Genomic DNA, 14,505 nt, shown 5'->3' on the forward strand with positions numbered 1-14,505 from the left:
GACGACGAATGGTCCCGCACCGTCGTTCGCCGTGGGGCGAAGGACGATCCGGGACCACTCGATGCGCGAGCCGCGCGAACCGCGCGAGCCGGCCGCGAGGCCTACAGGCCGCGGGCGAGGCGGTGGTACGCGGCGTTCCAGGCGACCTCGTGACGGAAGTCGCGGATGCGGGTGTCCTCGTCGATCACGAGCAGCTCGGTCTCGACGATGCGGGCGAGGTCCTCGAAGGCCTCGAGCCCGACCGCGGTCGACATGACCGTGTGGTGGGCGGCGCCGGCCGTCAGCCACGCCTCGGCCGACACGGCGAACGACGGACGGGGCTTCCACACCGCGCGCCCCACCGGGAGGTTCGGCAGGTCCTCGTCGGGGTCGACCACGTCGACCACGTTGACCGTCAGGCGGAAGCGGTCGCGCACGTCGCTCATCGCGACGACGACGGCCGGGCCGGGGTCGGCGGAGAAGACCAGGCGCACCGGGTCGTCCTTGCCGCCGATGCCGAGCGCGTGCACCTCGAGGGAGGCGCGCCCCGACGTGAGCGCCGGGCTGACCTCGAGCATGTGCGCCCCGAGGATCTTCTCCTCGCCGGGCACCAGGTGGTACGTGTAGTCCTCCATCAAGGAGGCGCCACCCGGCAGCCCGGCGCCCATCACGTTGGCCGCACGCACCAGCACCGAGGTCTTCCAGTCACCCTCGGCACCGAAGCCGTAGCCCTCGGCCATCAGGCGCTGGACCGCGAGGCCGGGCAGCTGCTTGAGCGCGCCCAGGTCTTCGAAGTTCGTCGTGAAGGCACTGAACCCGCCCTCTTCGAGGAACGAGCGCAGACCGATCTCGATCGCCGCACCGTCTCGCAGCGACTGGTGACGCTCGCCGCCCGCCCGCAGCGCGGGGACCACGTCGTACTCGGCCTCGTACACCGCGACGAGCTCGTCGATCGCCGTCTCGGACGCCGCGGCGACGGCCTCGGCCAGTTCGTTGACGCCCCAGGTGTTGACCTGGACGCCGAAGGCCAGCTCGGCCTCGGTCTTGTCGCCCTCGGTCACGCCGACGAAGCGCATGTTGTCGCCGAAGCGTGCCAGCTTGAGCGAGCGCATGGCCGAGGCGCCCGCGGCGGCGCGCATCCAGGTGCCGACCTGCTGCTGCACGCGCGGGTCGCTGACGTGGCCGACGACGGTCTTGCGGGGCACCCCGAGACGGGTCTGCATGTAGCCGAACTCGCGGTCGCCGTGGGCGGCCTGGTTGAGGTTCATGAAGTCGAAGTCGATGTCGGCCCAGGGCAGCGCGACGTTGGCCTGCGTGTGCAGGTGCAGCAGCGGCTTGCGCAGGGCGTCGAGGCCGCCGATCCACATCTTGGCCGGGCTGAAGGTGTGCATCCAGGCCGTGACGCCGATGACCGAGTCGTCGAGGTTCGCCTCGAGCATCGTGCGACGGATCGCGTCGGCGTCGGTCAGGACGGGCTTCCAGACGAGGCGCACGGGCACGTCGGAGGCGGCGGCGAGTTCGTCGGCGATGGCACGCGACTGGTCGGCGACCTGCTGGAGCGTCTCTTCGCCGTAGAGGCCCTGGCTGCCGGTGAGGAACCAGACCTCGCGCGAGGCGAGGAAGGCGGTGGGGTCGAGGGTGTCGTTCGTCACTTCAGTTCTCCTGCGGGTGCTTGTCCGTAGACGTTCTGGTACCGGTCGAAGAGGGCGTCGATGCTCTCTGCCGGGATGGGGATGGGTTCGCCGAGCTGGCGGGTGATGTGGACGGTGCGGGCCACGTCCTCGGTCATGACGGCGGCCTTGACCGCGTCGCGGGCGTCCTTGCCGATCGTGAAGACGCCGTGGTTCTGCATCAGCACGGCCCGGCTGCGGTGCCCCTCGAGCGTCGCGACGATGCCGCGGCCGATCGAGTCGTCGCCGATGATCGCGAACGGCCCCACGGGGATCTCGCCGCCGAACTCGTCGGCCATCGCCGTGATCACGCACGGGATCGCCTCGCCGCGCGCGGCCCAGGCCGTGGCGTAGGTCGAGTGCGTGTGCACGACTCCGCCGACGTGCGGCATGGTGCGGTAGACGTATGCGTGGGCGGCGGTGTCGCTGGACGGACTGCGGTCGCTGCCCGGCGTCCCCTCGACCACGGTGCCGTCGAGGCGGCAGAGGATCTGGTTCTCGGCCGTGAGGTCGTCGTAGAGCACCCCGCTGGGCTTGATCACGAAGAGGTCGGTGCCGGGCACGCGACCCGACACGTTGCCGCCCGTCCAGACGACGAGACCGTAGCGCACGAGCTCGGCGTGCAGGGTGGCGACGTCTTCTCGGGTGGCGTCGATGGCCGCCTGCGTCGAGCGGTCGATCCAGCCGGTCATGCGGTCACCTGCGCGTCGCTCGTGGCGGAGGCGGTGGCGTCCTGCTCGACGGCATCCGTGCCTCCACCGCCCTCGGTCGTCGCCGAGGGAGCCGAGGAGGCGCGGGTCGCCTCGCGACGCATCGCCCGCAGGCGGTGCATCACGTCGTTGCCGCCCCGACCGAACCAGTCGTGCAGCAGCAGGTACTCGGCGTACAACGCGTCGTAGGCGTCCGCGGCGGCCTCGTCGGGGACGTAGGTCGCCCGGTCGACGCTGCCCATGGCCTCGGCCGCCGAGCGGATGTCGGGGTAGGCACCTGCGGCGACGGCGGCGTGGATGGCCGACCCGAGGGCCGGGCCCTGCTCGCTCGTGATCGTCGAGATCGGCATGCGGAGCACATCGCTGTAGGTCTGCATCAGGTGCTTGTTCTTCAGCAGACCGCCGGCGGCGATGAACTCCGTGACGGGCACGCCCGACTCGTCGAAGGCCTGCACGATGCGACGCGTGCCGAAGGCCGTGGCCTCGAGCAGCGCGCGGTAGCCGTCGGCGGGCGACGTGGCGAGCGTTTGACCGACGATGACGCCGCTCAGCTCGTGGTCGACGAGCACCGAGCGGTTGCCGCTGTGCCAGTCGAGGGCCACGAGGCCGTGGGCCCCGACGGGCTGCTCGTAGGCGAGGTCGGTGAGGTGCTGGTGCACGCTCTTGCCGGCGGCCGCTGCGTCGTCGACGGCCGACTGCGGCACCTGGTTCTTGACGTACCAGGCGAAGATGTCGCCGACGCCGGACTGACCGGCCTCGTAGCCGTAGAGGCCGTCGACGATGCCACCGTCGACGACGCCGCACATGCCGGGCACCTCGGCGAGCTTGTCGCCGTTCATGACGTGGCAGGTGCTCGTGCCCATGATGGCGACCATCTGGCCGGGCTGCGTGGCCTTGGCGGCCGGGGCCGTGACGTGCGCGTCGACGTTGCCGACGGCCACGGCGATGCCCTCGGGCAGTCCGGTCCAGCCGGCGGCCTCCGCCGTCAGCGTGCCCGCGACGTCGCCCAGGGCGCCGATCTCGTGCACGACCTTGGTCTCGGCGAAGTCGGCGAAGTCGGGGTTGAGGGCGGCGAGGAACTCGCGGCTGGGGTACTCGCCGTCCTGGTAGATGCCCTTGTACCCGGCGGTGCAGGCGTTGCGCACGTAGCGGCCGCTGAGCTGCCAGACGATCCAGTCGGCGGCCTCGACCCAGTGCTCGGTCGCGGCGTAGACCTCGGGGTCCTCTTCGAGCAGCTGCAGCCCCTTGGCGAACTCCCACTCGCTCGAGATGAGCCCGCCGTACCGGGGCAGCCACGACTCGCCCCGCGACGCGGCCAGCTCGTTGATGCGGTCGGCCTGGCCCTGCGCGGCGTGGTGACGCCACAGCTTGACGAACGCGTGCGGGCGGTCGGCGAAGCGGTCGAGCTCGTTGAGCGGGGTGCCGTCGGCGGTGGTCGGCACCATGGTGCAGGCCGTGAAGTCGGTGCCGATGCCGACGACCGCGGCGGGGTCGACGCCCGACGCGCGGAGGGCCTCGGGAACGGCGTTCTTCAGCACGTCGACGTAGTCGGACGGCACCTGCAGGGCCCAGTCGGCGGGGAGGCGCTCGCCCGTTCCGGGCAGCGTGCGGTCGACCACCGCGTGCGGGTACTCGAACGTGGCGCTGGCCAGTTCGGCGCCGTCACGCACGCGCACGACGACCGCGCGGCCGCTGAGCGTGCCGTAGTCGACGCCGACGACGTACGTCTCGGCCGAGGCGCCGGCGGGGTCGGGGGCCGCGGGCGACGGGTCGGAGGGGATGGCGGTCTCAGCCATGGAACGTCCTTGTCCTGATGCGAAAGTGAGCGCTCACATTCTCACATGAGCGAGTGGGACCGTGCAATCTCGCACGGGCGGGTCGGGGTCGGTCAGCGGGCCGGGGCCGCCGTCGAGCGGCGGACGACGAGCTCGGGGTCGAGTGCCGCCACGGGCGCCTCGTCGCCGGCGAGCACGGCCTCGACGGTCGTCATGAGTCGGCGCCCGAGCGCCTCGAAGTCCTGCCGGACGGTGGTCAGCGGCGGGACGAAGTGCTCGGCCTCGGGGATGTCGTCGAAGCCGACGATGCTCACGTCGCGCGGCACGACCCGACCGGCGTCGACGTACGCGTGCACGACGCCGAGCGCCATCTGGTCGTTGCCGCAGAACACGGCCGTGACGTCGTCGCGCCCGGCCAGCTCTCGGCCGATGCGATGACCGGAGCCCGGGGTCCAGTCGCCGCGCAGCAGCACCGTCGAGTCGACGCCGAGCCGTTCACAGGCCTCGCGCCAGCCCCGCTCGCGGTCGCGGCCGTCCATCCACCCGTCGGGCCCCGCGACGTGGGCGATGCGGCGGTGACCGAGCGAGACGAGGTGCTCGACGGCCGCCTCGGCCCCGGCGGCCTGGTCGAACGAGACCGTGTGGTGGCCGTCCTCGGCCTCGCTGTCGGCGGTGACCAGCGGCACCGACACCCCGGAACGCCGCAGCACCTCGAGTGCCTCGGCGTCGGGCGCGATGAGCACGATGGCCGCCACGTTCTGGCCCACCAAGGAGTCGAGGGCCTGCCGCATGCCCTGCCGGTCGTCGACGTCGAGGGTGGCCATCGACACCTGGTACCCGGCTCGTCGGGCGGCACCGTTGAAGCCGTGCATCGTGCTCGAGGGGCCGTAGAACGGGAACCCCGTGCTGATCACGCCGAGCGACCTCGTCTTGCGGCTGGCCAGCGCCCGGGCGGTGAGGCTCGGCCGGTAGTGGAGCTCGTCGATGGCGACGTCGACCTTGGCCTTGGTGGCGGGACGGACCGTCGGGTCGCCGTTGACGACCCGCGAGACGGTCTGGTGCGAGACGCCGGCTGCGGCCGCGACGTCGAAGAGGGTTGCCACGAGGTGATCCTAGTTCGGTTCGGTTTTCGGGACGGTGGCGTCGTGTGCGGCCGGCCCGCACCTCCTGCGGTCTGGTCGGTGCCCGCCGGGGGCGGGGAGACGAGGAGGCGCGGCTCCCGTGACCGGGAACCGCGCCTCTCGCGGATGGTGGCGCCTAGTTACTTGCCGGACGAGGCGGCGCGACGCTTGTTGAAGACGTCGAACGCGACCGCGGCGAGCAGCACGAGGCCCTTGATCAGGGACTGGTACTCGGTGCCGACACCGAGGATCGACAGGCCGTTGTTCAGGATGCCGATGATCAGACCACCGATGATCGCGCCGGTGACCGTACCGATGCCGCCCGTGACGGCGGCGCCACCGATGAACACGGCCGCGATGGCGTCGAGTTCGAACCCGCTGCCGGCGCTGGACGCCGCGAGGTTCAGCTGGGCCGTGAAGACGACGCCGGCGAGAGCGGCGATGACGCCCATGTTGACGAAGAGCAGGAACGTGACGCGCTTGGTCTTGACGCCCGACAGCTCGGCGGCGTGCACGTTGCCACCGATCGCGTAGACGTGACGACCGAAGACCGAGTTCTTCATCACGGTCGAGTAGACGACGACGAGCACGGCGAGGATGACCAGCACGATCGGGGTGCCCGAGTAGCTGGCGAGCAGGAACCCGACGTACATGACGAGGGCGACGGTGAAGACGAGCTTGGTGACGAACCACAGGAAGGGCTCGTCCTCGAGCTGGTACTTGCGACGCGTCGCCCGGCCACGGAGACCGGTGCCGATCAGGGCGATCGAGGCCACAGCGCCGAGGATCAGCGTCAGCGGCTCGTACCCGGTCGTGCCGAAGGCGGGCAGGAAGCCCGAACCGATGTCACGGAACCCCTGGGGGAACGACGAGATCTGCGTGCTCTGCAGCGCGATCTGGGCGGCACCACGGAACGCGAGCATGCCGGCCAGGGTGACGATGAACGCCGGGATCCCGAAGTAGGCGATCCAGAAGCCCTGCCAGGCCCCGACCAGGGCACCGAGCACGAGGCAGAGCACCACGGCGAGCGGCCAGGGCAGGCCCCACTGCGTGATCATCACGCCGGCCATCGCACCCGTGAAGGCGACGATGGACCCGACCGAGAGGTCGATGTGGCCGGCGATGATGACCATCACCATGCCGATGGCCAGGATCAGGATGTAGCTGTTCTGGACGACCAGGTTCGACACGTTGATCGGTGCCAGGGTGATGCCGTTCGTGGTGATCTGGAAGAACAGCACGATGACGATCAGCGCGATGAACAGGCCGATCTGGCGCAGCTGACCGCCGAGGTACGAGACGGCACTCGTGATCGGGTTGCCGCCCGAACCGGACTGCGGCTGACGGGAGGTGGGCGACCCGCCCGTGGGCTTCGGGTCGGTGGCCTGGGTGGGGCTAGGCGCGCTCATTGACGGGGCTCTCTCGTTCGAGGGTCATGTACTTCAGGAGGAATTCGGGGGTCGCCTCGGCGATCGGCACGTCGGCCGTGATGCGCCCCTCCGAGAGGGTGTAGATGCGGTCGCAGATGCCGAGCAGTTCGGGCAACTCGGACGAGATGACGATGACGCCCTTGCCCGCGTCCGCGAGCTGGTTGATGATCGTGTAGATCTCGTACTTGGCGCCGACGTCGATGCCGCGGGTGGGCTCGTCGAGGATGAGCACGTCGGGGTCGGCGTACATCCACTTGGACAGCACGACCTTCTGCTGGTTGCCGCCCGAGAGCTTTCCGGTGACGGCGGCCACGGTGGGCGCCTTGATGTTCATGCTCTTGCGGAAGCGCTCGGCGACCGTGCTTTCTTCGGACCGGTTGACGAAGCCCCAGTTCGCGAGCTTGCCGAGCGCCGAACCAGAGACGTTGCGGGTGATGTCGTCGATCAGGTTGAGACCGTACTTCTTGCGGTCCTCCGTCGCGTAGGCGATGCCGGCCGCGATGGCCTTGCTGACCGTCGACGTGTCGACCTTCTCACCGCGCTTGTAGACGGTGCCCGAGATGCCGGTGCCGTAGCTCTTGCCGAAGACGCTCATCGCGAGCTCGGTGCGTCCGGCACCCATCAGCCCGGCGATGCCGACGATCTCGCCGGCCTTGACGGTGAGGTTGGCCTGGTGGATGATCTCGCGCGTCGCGTCCAGGGGGTGGTGGACGGTCCAGTCCTCGATGCGGAGCAGCTCGGCGCCGACCTTCGACTCGTGGGCCGGGTACCGGCTCTCGAGGTCACGGCCGACCATGCCCTTGATGATGCGGTCCTCCGACACCTCGCCGGCGTGCATGTCGAGGGTCTCGATGGTCTTGCCGTCGCGGATGATCGTCACCTTGTCGGCGATCGCCTTGATCTCGTTGAGCTTGTGGCTGATGATGATCGACGTGATGCCCTGCCCCTGCAGGCTCTTGATGAGGTCGAGCAGGTGGGCCGAGTCGTCGTCGTTCAGGGCGGCGGTGGGCTCGTCGAGGATGAGGATCTTCACGCGCTTCGAGAGCGCCTTGGCGATCTCGACCAGCTGCTGCTTGCCGACTCCGATGTCGACCACCTTGGTGATCGGGTTGTCGCGCAGGCCGACGCGGGCCAGGAGGCCGGCGGCGTCGAGGTTGGTCTTGTTCCAGTCGATGAAGCCGCCCTTGGACTGCTCGTTGCCGAGGAAGATGTTCTCGGCGATCGAGAGGAACGGGCTGAGTGCGAGCTCTTGGTGGATGATGACGACGCCCGCGGCCTCGGAGTCGTTGATGTTCTTGAAGTCGACGGGCTGACCGTCGAGCAGGATCTGGCCGTCGAACGAGCCGTGCGGGTAGACGCCCGAGAGCACCTTCATGAGCGTCGACTTGCCGGCGCCGTTCTCGCCGCAGATCGCGTGGACCTGGCCGCGCTCGACCTCGAGCGTGACGTCCTGCAGGGCCTTGACGCCGGGGAACGTCTTGGTGATCTCCCGCATCTCGAGGATCGTGTTCGCCACGTGTTCCTTCTTCCGTGTGTCGGGTGGGTGCCGCTGGGGAGCAGGGAAGCGAGGAGGCGCTGGTCGGCGACCGGCGCCTCCTCGGTTCTCGCAGGGGAGGGACCTACTTGAGGTCGGCCTCGGTGTAGTAGCCGCTGTCGACCAGGACCTCTTTGTAGTTGTCCTTGGTGACGATGGTCGGCTGGAACAGGAAGGTCGGGACGACCTTCTCGCCGTTGTCGTACGTCTTGTCGTCGTTCGTCTCGGGCGTCTTGCCGGTGAGCAGGTCGTCGGCCATGATCACGGACTGGTCGGCGAGCTGACGGGTGTCCTTGTAGATGGTCGAGTACTGCTGACCCTCGATGATCGACTTGACCGAAGCGGCCTCGGCGTCCTGACCGGTGATGATCGGCAGGGCGTCACTGGCGTAGCCGGCACCCTCGAGCGCCGAGATGATGCCGATCGAGATGCCGTCGTAGGGCGAGAGCACGCCGTCGAGCTTGGTGCCGCCCGAGTAGGTCGAGGCGATCAGGTTCTGCATGCGCGCCTTGGCGGTGGCGGGGTCCCACTGCTGCGTGGCGGCCTGGGTGAACTGGTCCTGACCGGAGCCGATCGTCAGCGAACCGTCTTCGATGTAGGGCTTGAGGGTGTCCATCGCGCCGTTGAAGAAGAAGGTCGCGTTGTTGTCGTCGGGGCTGCCGGCGAAGACCTCGATGGTCTTGGGCGAGGCGCCGTCGACCTTCTTGCCGTCGGCGTCGGCGAGGCCGAGACCGGTCAGGAGGCTGGTGCCCTGGTCGACGCCGACCTTGTAGTTGTCGAACGAGACGTAGTAGTCGACGTTCTCGTTGCCCGTCAGCAGGCGGTCGTACGAGATGACCTTGATGCCGGACTTGGCGGCCGAGTCGAGCTGGTCGCTGAGCGAGCCACCGTCGATCGAGGCGACGATGAGGACCTTCGCGCCCTTGGTGATCATGTTGCTGATCTGCTGGACCTGCTGGGGGATCTTGTTGTCGGCGTACTCGAGGTCGACCTTGTAGCCCTTGTCCTCGAGGGCGCTCTTGACGGCGTCGCCGTCCTTGATCCAGCGCTCGGACACCTTGGTGGGCATCGCGACGCCGACCAGCGCACCGGCGTTGTCGCCGCTGCTGCTGCCGCCGGCGTCACCGCCGCGTCCGCCGCCGCCGCCGGAGCAGGCGGCCAGGGAGAATGCCATGCCGACGGCGACGATGCCGACGAGGAGCTTTTTCTTCACGGTTGTTCCATTCGTGTCAGGTGTCATCTCGACGGCGTCGTCGATGACGGGTGATGGTGCTGTGAGGGGATCTCTGTGGTGCGGGCGCTCGACGGCTCGGGTGGCCGGGGACGCGCCGGGCCGACGGGTGCGCGAGGCCTGCCCGTCGGGGCTGAGGGGGACGTCAGGCCGGGGCGACCGCGAGGAGGCGCGGGGCGGGCGACGTGCGGACGGCCCGGTGGGCGGCCGGGCGGCGGAGGGAGGAGCTGTTCACGGTTGACCTCTTCGTCAGGAAACGTGTGGCTGGGGTGTCGCGGAGTGGAGCGGGATGGCCCGTCGCGGGGACGGTCGAGCGCTGACCTGAGAATGTGAGCGCTCACATCGGTGGTGCTGGGCAATACTGAACGAGGTCCAGGTGCTTGTCAAGTCGGTCGGTGCCCGGCGTGTCGCGACAGGATTTACACGTTCGCCACACGCCGTTCACGCGCGTGAGCGGTCGTCACGTCACAGTGTGCCCATGATCACCGCGACCGCGACCGTCCACACGGCGCACGACGCCGCCGGCCTGTTCTGGTTGTCGCGCCGCCTGCTCGCCGAGCACCGGGCCGCCAAGGTCGAGGTGGGCCAGTACCTCGTGCAGCTCGCCGACGCCGGGACCGTGCTGCTCACCGAGCTGCCCGAGGCCCTGCGGTTCGACGTCGTCGTCCGGGACGAGCTGACGGCACGCCGCACGCGCCGGGCGCTCGAGGCCGCCCTCGAACGCTGCCTGCCCGGCACGGTGTCGGCCATGACCTGGCAGACCGAACCCGTCGCCGTCTGAGGGCGGCCCGGCGCGACACCCCCGAACCAGCGCGACGCCCCGGGTTCGCGGGGTGTCGTGCTGGTTCGGGGGTGTCGGGCCGCGCTAGAACGCGGTGATGGTCCAGCTCGCCGAGTGGGCCTCGCCCGGGGCGAGCAGCACGAGGTCGTCACCCGAGTTGAAGGCGTCCGGCGGGCAAGTCATGGGCTCGACGGCCAACCCGACGCGGTCGTTCTCAGGCTCGGGGCGGTCGGCGGTGTGCACCTGCACCCAGGGCAGCTCGGTCCCCCACGACATGGTGACGCCGTGGCCGTCGCGCGCGGTCACGGTGGCGGTGACCCGCGCCTCCTGACCGGGGCGCCCACCGGCGTCGCCGTCAGGGGTGCCGAACGCGAGGTCGGTGAAGGCGTGGTCGACGAAGAGGTCGCCGACCGGGTGCCCGTCGCGGAAGTCGAAGCCGTCACGGTCACCGACGGGCCGCGTGCCGACGGGGACCAGGCGGTCGTCGGTCACCTCGAGGTAGCTCGCGGCGGGCAGCGTGAACGACCAGTCGTCGACGCGACCCTCGCCGGCGACGAGGTAGGGGTGCGGCGCGGTGCCGTAGGGGGCGACGCCCGTGCCCGCGTTGCGGGCCGTGACCGTCGTGGTGAGCCCGTCGTCGGTCAGCTCGTAGACGACCGACAGCGCCAGCCGCCACGGGTAGCCGTCACTCGGCACGAGCACGAACGAGGCCGAGGCCCGCGCGGCCTGGGCCTGGTCGATGGTCCAGTCGGCCCAGTGGGCCAGGCCGTGCAGGGCGTGGCCGCGCTCGACCTCGTTCAGGGGCAGCTGGTGTTCGACCCCGTCGCGCTCGTAGCGTCCGTCGGTCACGCGGTTGGGCCACGGGGCGAGCAGGGCCCCGCGGAAGCCCGGCCGCACCTCGTCGGCGGCGAACGGCACGACCAGGTCGCGGCCCTCGAACGTGAGCGTGCGCAGCGTGGCCCCGACCCCGGCGATCTCGGCCCGGTAGCCGTCCCGCTCGAGCACGACCTGCGCGCCGGAGACCGGCACCGGCGACGTGACGAGGCGAGCGGTCGGCGGCGCCCCCGGTGCGGGCTCGACGACGGGGGGCACGGTGCCGTGCGGCGGAACGGGGGCGACGGGGGTGGGCTCAGACATGCGCGGGCTCTCCGAGGACGGACGCGGACAGGAACGGGTTGCGGAAGCGGCCCTCGGGGTCGACCGACGCGACGTGGGCGGCGAAGTCGCCGAGACGCGGGAACACCCGGCGCAGCTCGGCGTGGGTGGCGGTCGAGACCTTGCCCCAGTGCGGGCGGGCGTCGAAGGCACCGAGCACCCGCTCGATCTCGGGCAGGACGGCGAGCACCTCGTCCGGGCGGCGGTGCCAGGTGAAGTGGAAGGCGACGCTCTGACGTCCGCCGCTCGGGCTGATCCAGGCGTCGTCCGGGGCGATCGTGCGGATCTCGCTGACCATGAGCACGTCGGCGAAGGTGTGCGCGATGCCACGGAGCCCCTCGATCGCGGCCGCGGCGTGCTCGGCGGGGATCAGGAACTCGCTCTGGATCTCTTCGCCGGCGCTCGGCGTGAAGTCGAAGCGGAAGTGCGGCAGGCGTTCGAGCCACGGGCCGGCCACGCCGCCCTGCTGCGTGACGGCCGCGGTCTCGGCCCCGGGGATCATGTGCGTGGTCGCGTCGGCCCGCACGGCGCCGAGGTCGCGGAGGTCGAGACCGACCGCGTCGCCGACCCGGTGCTTGGACCAGACCTGGTCGACCCCCGCGCCGTCGTACCGCGTGAAGAAGCTCAGGCTGTACGCGCCGGCGAGCACGGCGTCGAGGTGCTCGAGGGCGGCCGCCCACGGGAGGTCCTCGTGGATGGTCTGCTCGACGTCGAAGGTCGGCACGGTGTCGAGTTCGAGGCTCGTGACGACGCCGACGGCGCCCAGCGAGACGACGGAGGCGCCGAACGCGTCGTCACCGCGGCGGACGGTCTCGAGGCTGCCGTCCGCGCGGACGAGCTCGACGGCGCGGACGCCGGCCGAGAGGGCGGGATTGCGCACGCCGGAACCGTGCGTGCCGGTCTGGACCGCTCCGGCGACCGAGATGTGGGGCAGCGAGGCGAGGTTGTGCAGGGCGAGGCCGCGACGCTGCAGCTCGCCCGCGAGGGCGGCGTGCGTCGTGCCCGCGCCGACGCGGACCGTGCCGGCGGCCGAGTCGATCTCGACCGGGGTGTCGAGCGCGTCGAGCGAGACGAGGACGCCGTCGGTGTCGGCGACCCGGTTGAACGAGTGGCGCGAGCCCAGGGCCTTGACCCGACGGCTGCCGGTGACGACGTCACGCAGCTCGTCGATGCTCGTGGGGCGACGCAGGTCGGTCGTCGAGTACTCGACGTTGGCGGCCCAGTTCTGCATGGAGACTCCTTCGGCTCGGGGTGCTGCGTCGAGTCTAGGCGAGCCCCACCGCCGGGAGTGAGCGCTCACTCGCCTCGGGCGGCGGCCTGCCAGCCGAGCAGCGGGCCGAGGCGCTCGGCGGCGTCGGTCAGCACCTGCGTGTACTCGGCGAGTCCGAAGTCGAACGGCAGCTCGACGATCAGGTCGTCGACCTCGCGCATCGCGGCGTGCTCGTGCAGCTGCTCGGCGATCCACTCGGACGGGCCGACGAGGTCGCGGTCGAACATCATGCCGCGGGGTCCGTGGGCCACGGTGGTGCGGTCGCGACGGGAGGACGCGTAGGCCTCGTACGCCGCACGCTGCTCGGCGGTGGCCGTGTCGGTGGGCAGGACGACCGCGCCCTTGGCGACCCGCGCCTCCTGACCCGAGGGGTGGACCGCGCGGAACGCGCGGATCTGCTCGAGTTGCGACGCCGCGAAGCGGGTCGGCTCGATCGGCCCGGGCGCGCCCGCGAAGCTGACGTTGCTGATCAACATGCCGAGGCCCTGGCGACCCGCCCACTCGGCCGACCGGGGGCTGCCCGCGCCGTACCAGACACGGTCGGCGAGGCCGGGGCTCTGCGGCTGCACCCGCCCGGTGAAGACCTCGATGCCCTCGGTGCCCTCGAACGCGCTGACCTGCTCGCCCCGGACGAGCGAGAGGAACTTCTCGACCCGGCCGTACGAGAAGTCCTGGTGGTCGGCGGCGTCCCCGTAGAGGTGCGGCCCGACCTCGTCGTAGGCGCGGGGCTCGCCGACGCTGACGCCGAGCTGCAGCCGGCCGCGCGAGAGCACGTCGACCGTGCCCCAGTCCTCGGCGAGACGGAACGGGTTCTCCCAGCCGAGCGGCATCACGGCCGTGCCGAGGGTCAGGCGCGAGGTGCGCTGCGCCGCGGCCGAGAGGAACGCGACGGGCGACGAGATGCCGAACTGCAGGTGCCGCGTGCGGGTCCAGCCGCCGTCGAGCCCCAGCGCCTCGGCCCGCTCGAACAACTCGAGCCCCTGCTCGAGTCCGACGGTCGGGTCGTCGCCCTCGAAGGCGCCGATGGTGAGGAAGCCGAGACGACGCAACGGCCTCGCGGCGGCGGACGGAGCGGGCGACGAGGAGGCGGTGGTCACCCGTCGAGCCTAGCCAGACGACCCGGGGTCGCCGGGCCGGGCCCCCGGCCCTCGTCCCCCCGTGCGACATCCCCGGACGACGTCCCCCGGGGTGCGTCCCCCGCATTGGGGACCGGCCCACCCCCGTACTGGGTGCCTGTGCCCCGTTGTCCCCCACCCCGGAGTGCGGTTCGCTGGACGGAGCCGTTCGAGGGTCACGTCGACGACGACACGACCACGCACGCCACCACGACTCCAGGGGAACAGAACACGATGGACACCGCAGAGCCCGACACCGGACGCCCGGGCACCAACGACCCCTCGGACGCGGCGCTCGTCCTCGACCCCACCGCGACCGTGGGCACCGTCCGGACCACGCCGGCGCGCCCGGCCCGCATCCGCCGCGAACGCGCCACCCGTCTGCGTCGCCCCGCCACCTTCGTGCTGTCCTGGCTCGACCTGCCCAACGACGGCAGCGACCCCACCCTGCCCCTCGGCACGTGCCTCGTGCTGCGCACGGTCGGCCGGCCGGCGCGGGACGTGCTCGTCGACCTGCCCGGCGGCCCCGTCCGGGGTCGCGACAAGCTGCGCCCCGGGGCCCCCCTCGGCATCGCGACCCCCGTCGAGCTCGACGCTCTGGTCGCCCTCGGCACCGTCTTCGTCGAGTGGTCGGACGCTCGCGGTGTCAGCCGGACCACGTGGCTCCGCGTCCCGCCGGTCCCGGCTCGGTACCGCAGCCCCGCCGCCCACTGACCACGTCGACGCGTCCGCCC

Annotated in this window: 12 protein-coding genes; 2 read left to right on the forward strand and 10 right to left on the reverse strand. The window is 71.0% G+C overall.

Annotated features, from left to right (window positions below):
- Window positions 1-101: 101 nt before the first annotated feature.
- From araA to chvE, 7 genes are all read right to left on the reverse strand, one after another.
- Entirely contained in the window at window positions 102-1,631 is a 1,530-nt protein-coding gene (gene araA / locus QRN23_RS07515; protein ID WP_123570588.1) for an L-arabinose isomerase, read from the reverse strand.
- Window positions 1,628-2,341, reverse strand: coding sequence for an L-ribulose-5-phosphate 4-epimerase (locus QRN23_RS07520; RefSeq protein WP_043595113.1), 714 nt, complete (start codon window positions 2,339-2,341; stop codon window positions 1,628-1,630). Before QRN23_RS07520 ends, araA begins: the two co-directional genes overlap by 4 nt.
- Window positions 2,338-4,155 (reverse strand): ribulokinase, encoded by a 1,818-nt coding sequence (gene araB / locus QRN23_RS07525; RefSeq protein WP_285063081.1) that lies wholly within the window; start codon window positions 4,153-4,155, stop codon window positions 2,338-2,340. The genes QRN23_RS07520 and araB overlap by 4 nt, the downstream gene beginning before the upstream one ends.
- A gap of 92 nt (window positions 4,156-4,247) precedes the next feature.
- Window positions 4,248-5,237, reverse strand: a complete 990-nt coding sequence (locus tag QRN23_RS07530) for a LacI family DNA-binding transcriptional regulator (protein WP_056046729.1) — start codon at window positions 5,235-5,237, stop codon at window positions 4,248-4,250.
- Between the two features lie 158 nt (window positions 5,238-5,395).
- The gene (gene mmsB, locus QRN23_RS07535) at window positions 5,396-6,664 is read right to left on the reverse strand and encodes a multiple monosaccharide ABC transporter permease (protein ID WP_082452220.1); all 1,269 of its coding nucleotides are present in this window, start codon (window positions 6,662-6,664) and stop codon (window positions 5,396-5,398) included.
- On the reverse strand, window positions 6,651-8,180 hold the full coding sequence (gene mmsA / locus QRN23_RS07540) for a multiple monosaccharide ABC transporter ATP-binding protein (RefSeq protein WP_370274456.1): 1,530 nt from the start codon (window positions 8,178-8,180) through the stop codon (window positions 6,651-6,653). Before mmsA ends, mmsB begins: the two co-directional genes overlap by 14 nt.
- A gap of 124 nt (window positions 8,181-8,304) precedes the next feature.
- A complete protein-coding gene (gene chvE / locus QRN23_RS07545; protein WP_285063084.1) occupies window positions 8,305-9,459 on the reverse strand; it encodes a multiple monosaccharide ABC transporter substrate-binding protein in 1,155 nt (384 codons plus the stop codon).
- 469 nt (window positions 9,460-9,928) lie between these two features.
- Here chvE and QRN23_RS07550 point away from each other — a divergent pair, with 469 nt between their 5' ends.
- Window positions 9,929-10,231 carry a hypothetical protein gene (locus tag QRN23_RS07550; protein ID WP_056046737.1) on the forward strand — a complete coding sequence of 101 codons (303 nt, stop codon included), beginning with the start codon at window positions 9,929-9,931 and terminating at the stop codon, window positions 10,229-10,231.
- An 84-nt stretch (window positions 10,232-10,315) separates the two neighbouring features.
- On the opposite strand, the gene QRN23_RS07555 is transcribed toward QRN23_RS07550, so the two are convergent.
- The 3 genes from QRN23_RS07555 to QRN23_RS07565 all read right to left on the reverse strand — a co-directional run bounded on the left by QRN23_RS07555 (window position 10,316) and on the right by QRN23_RS07565 (window position 13,753).
- A complete protein-coding gene (locus QRN23_RS07555) occupies window positions 10,316-11,368 on the reverse strand; it encodes an aldose 1-epimerase family protein (RefSeq protein ID WP_285063085.1) in 1,053 nt (350 codons plus the stop codon).
- Window positions 11,361-12,617, reverse strand: a complete 1,257-nt coding sequence (locus tag QRN23_RS07560; RefSeq protein WP_285063086.1) for an FAD-binding protein — start codon at window positions 12,615-12,617, stop codon at window positions 11,361-11,363. The genes QRN23_RS07555 and QRN23_RS07560 overlap by 8 nt, the downstream gene beginning before the upstream one ends.
- A 65-nt stretch (window positions 12,618-12,682) precedes the next feature.
- Window positions 12,683-13,753, reverse strand: coding sequence for an LLM class flavin-dependent oxidoreductase (locus tag QRN23_RS07565; protein ID WP_285063087.1), 1,071 nt, complete (start codon window positions 13,751-13,753; stop codon window positions 12,683-12,685).
- 252 nt (window positions 13,754-14,005) lie between these two features.
- On the opposite strand from QRN23_RS07565, the gene QRN23_RS07570 reads away from it, so the two are divergent.
- The gene (locus QRN23_RS07570; protein ID WP_192124459.1) at window positions 14,006-14,485 is read left to right on the forward strand and encodes a hypothetical protein; all 480 of its coding nucleotides are present in this window, start codon (window positions 14,006-14,008) and stop codon (window positions 14,483-14,485) included.
- Window positions 14,486-14,505 lie beyond the last annotated feature (20 nt).

Source organism: Frigoribacterium sp. ME-P-080, from assembly GCF_030209595.1.
Lineage (GTDB): Bacteria > Actinomycetota > Actinomycetes > Actinomycetales > Microbacteriaceae > Frigoribacterium.

Bases quoted from the DNA above. Each gene is read 5' to 3' on its own strand.
- QRN23_RS07520 (WP_043595113.1), bottom strand. From the start codon at position 2,341: ATGACCGGCTGGATCGACCGCTCGACGCAGGCGGCCATCGACGCCACC.
- araB (WP_285063081.1), bottom strand. From the start codon at position 4,155: ATGGCTGAGACCGCCATCCCCTCCGACCCGTCGCCCGCGGCCCCCGAC.
- mmsB (WP_082452220.1), bottom strand. From the start codon at position 6,664: ATGAGCGCGCCTAGCCCCACCCAGGCCACCGACCCGAAGCCCACGGGC.
- mmsA (WP_370274456.1), bottom strand. From the start codon at position 8,180: ATGCGGGAGATCACCAAGACGTTCCCCGGCGTCAAGGCCCTGCAGGAC.
- chvE (WP_285063084.1), bottom strand. From the start codon at position 9,459: ATGACACCTGACACGAATGGAACAACCGTGAAGAAAAAGCTCCTCGTC.
- QRN23_RS07550 (WP_056046737.1), top strand. From the start codon at position 9,929: ATGATCACCGCGACCGCGACCGTCCACACGGCGCACGACGCCGCCGGC.
- QRN23_RS07555 (WP_285063085.1), bottom strand. From the start codon at position 11,368: ATGTCTGAGCCCACCCCCGTCGCCCCCGTTCCGCCGCACGGCACCGTG.
- QRN23_RS07560 (WP_285063086.1), bottom strand. From the start codon at position 12,617: ATGCAGAACTGGGCCGCCAACGTCGAGTACTCGACGACCGACCTGCGT.
- QRN23_RS07570 (WP_192124459.1), top strand. From the start codon at position 14,006: ATGGACACCGCAGAGCCCGACACCGGACGCCCGGGCACCAACGACCCC.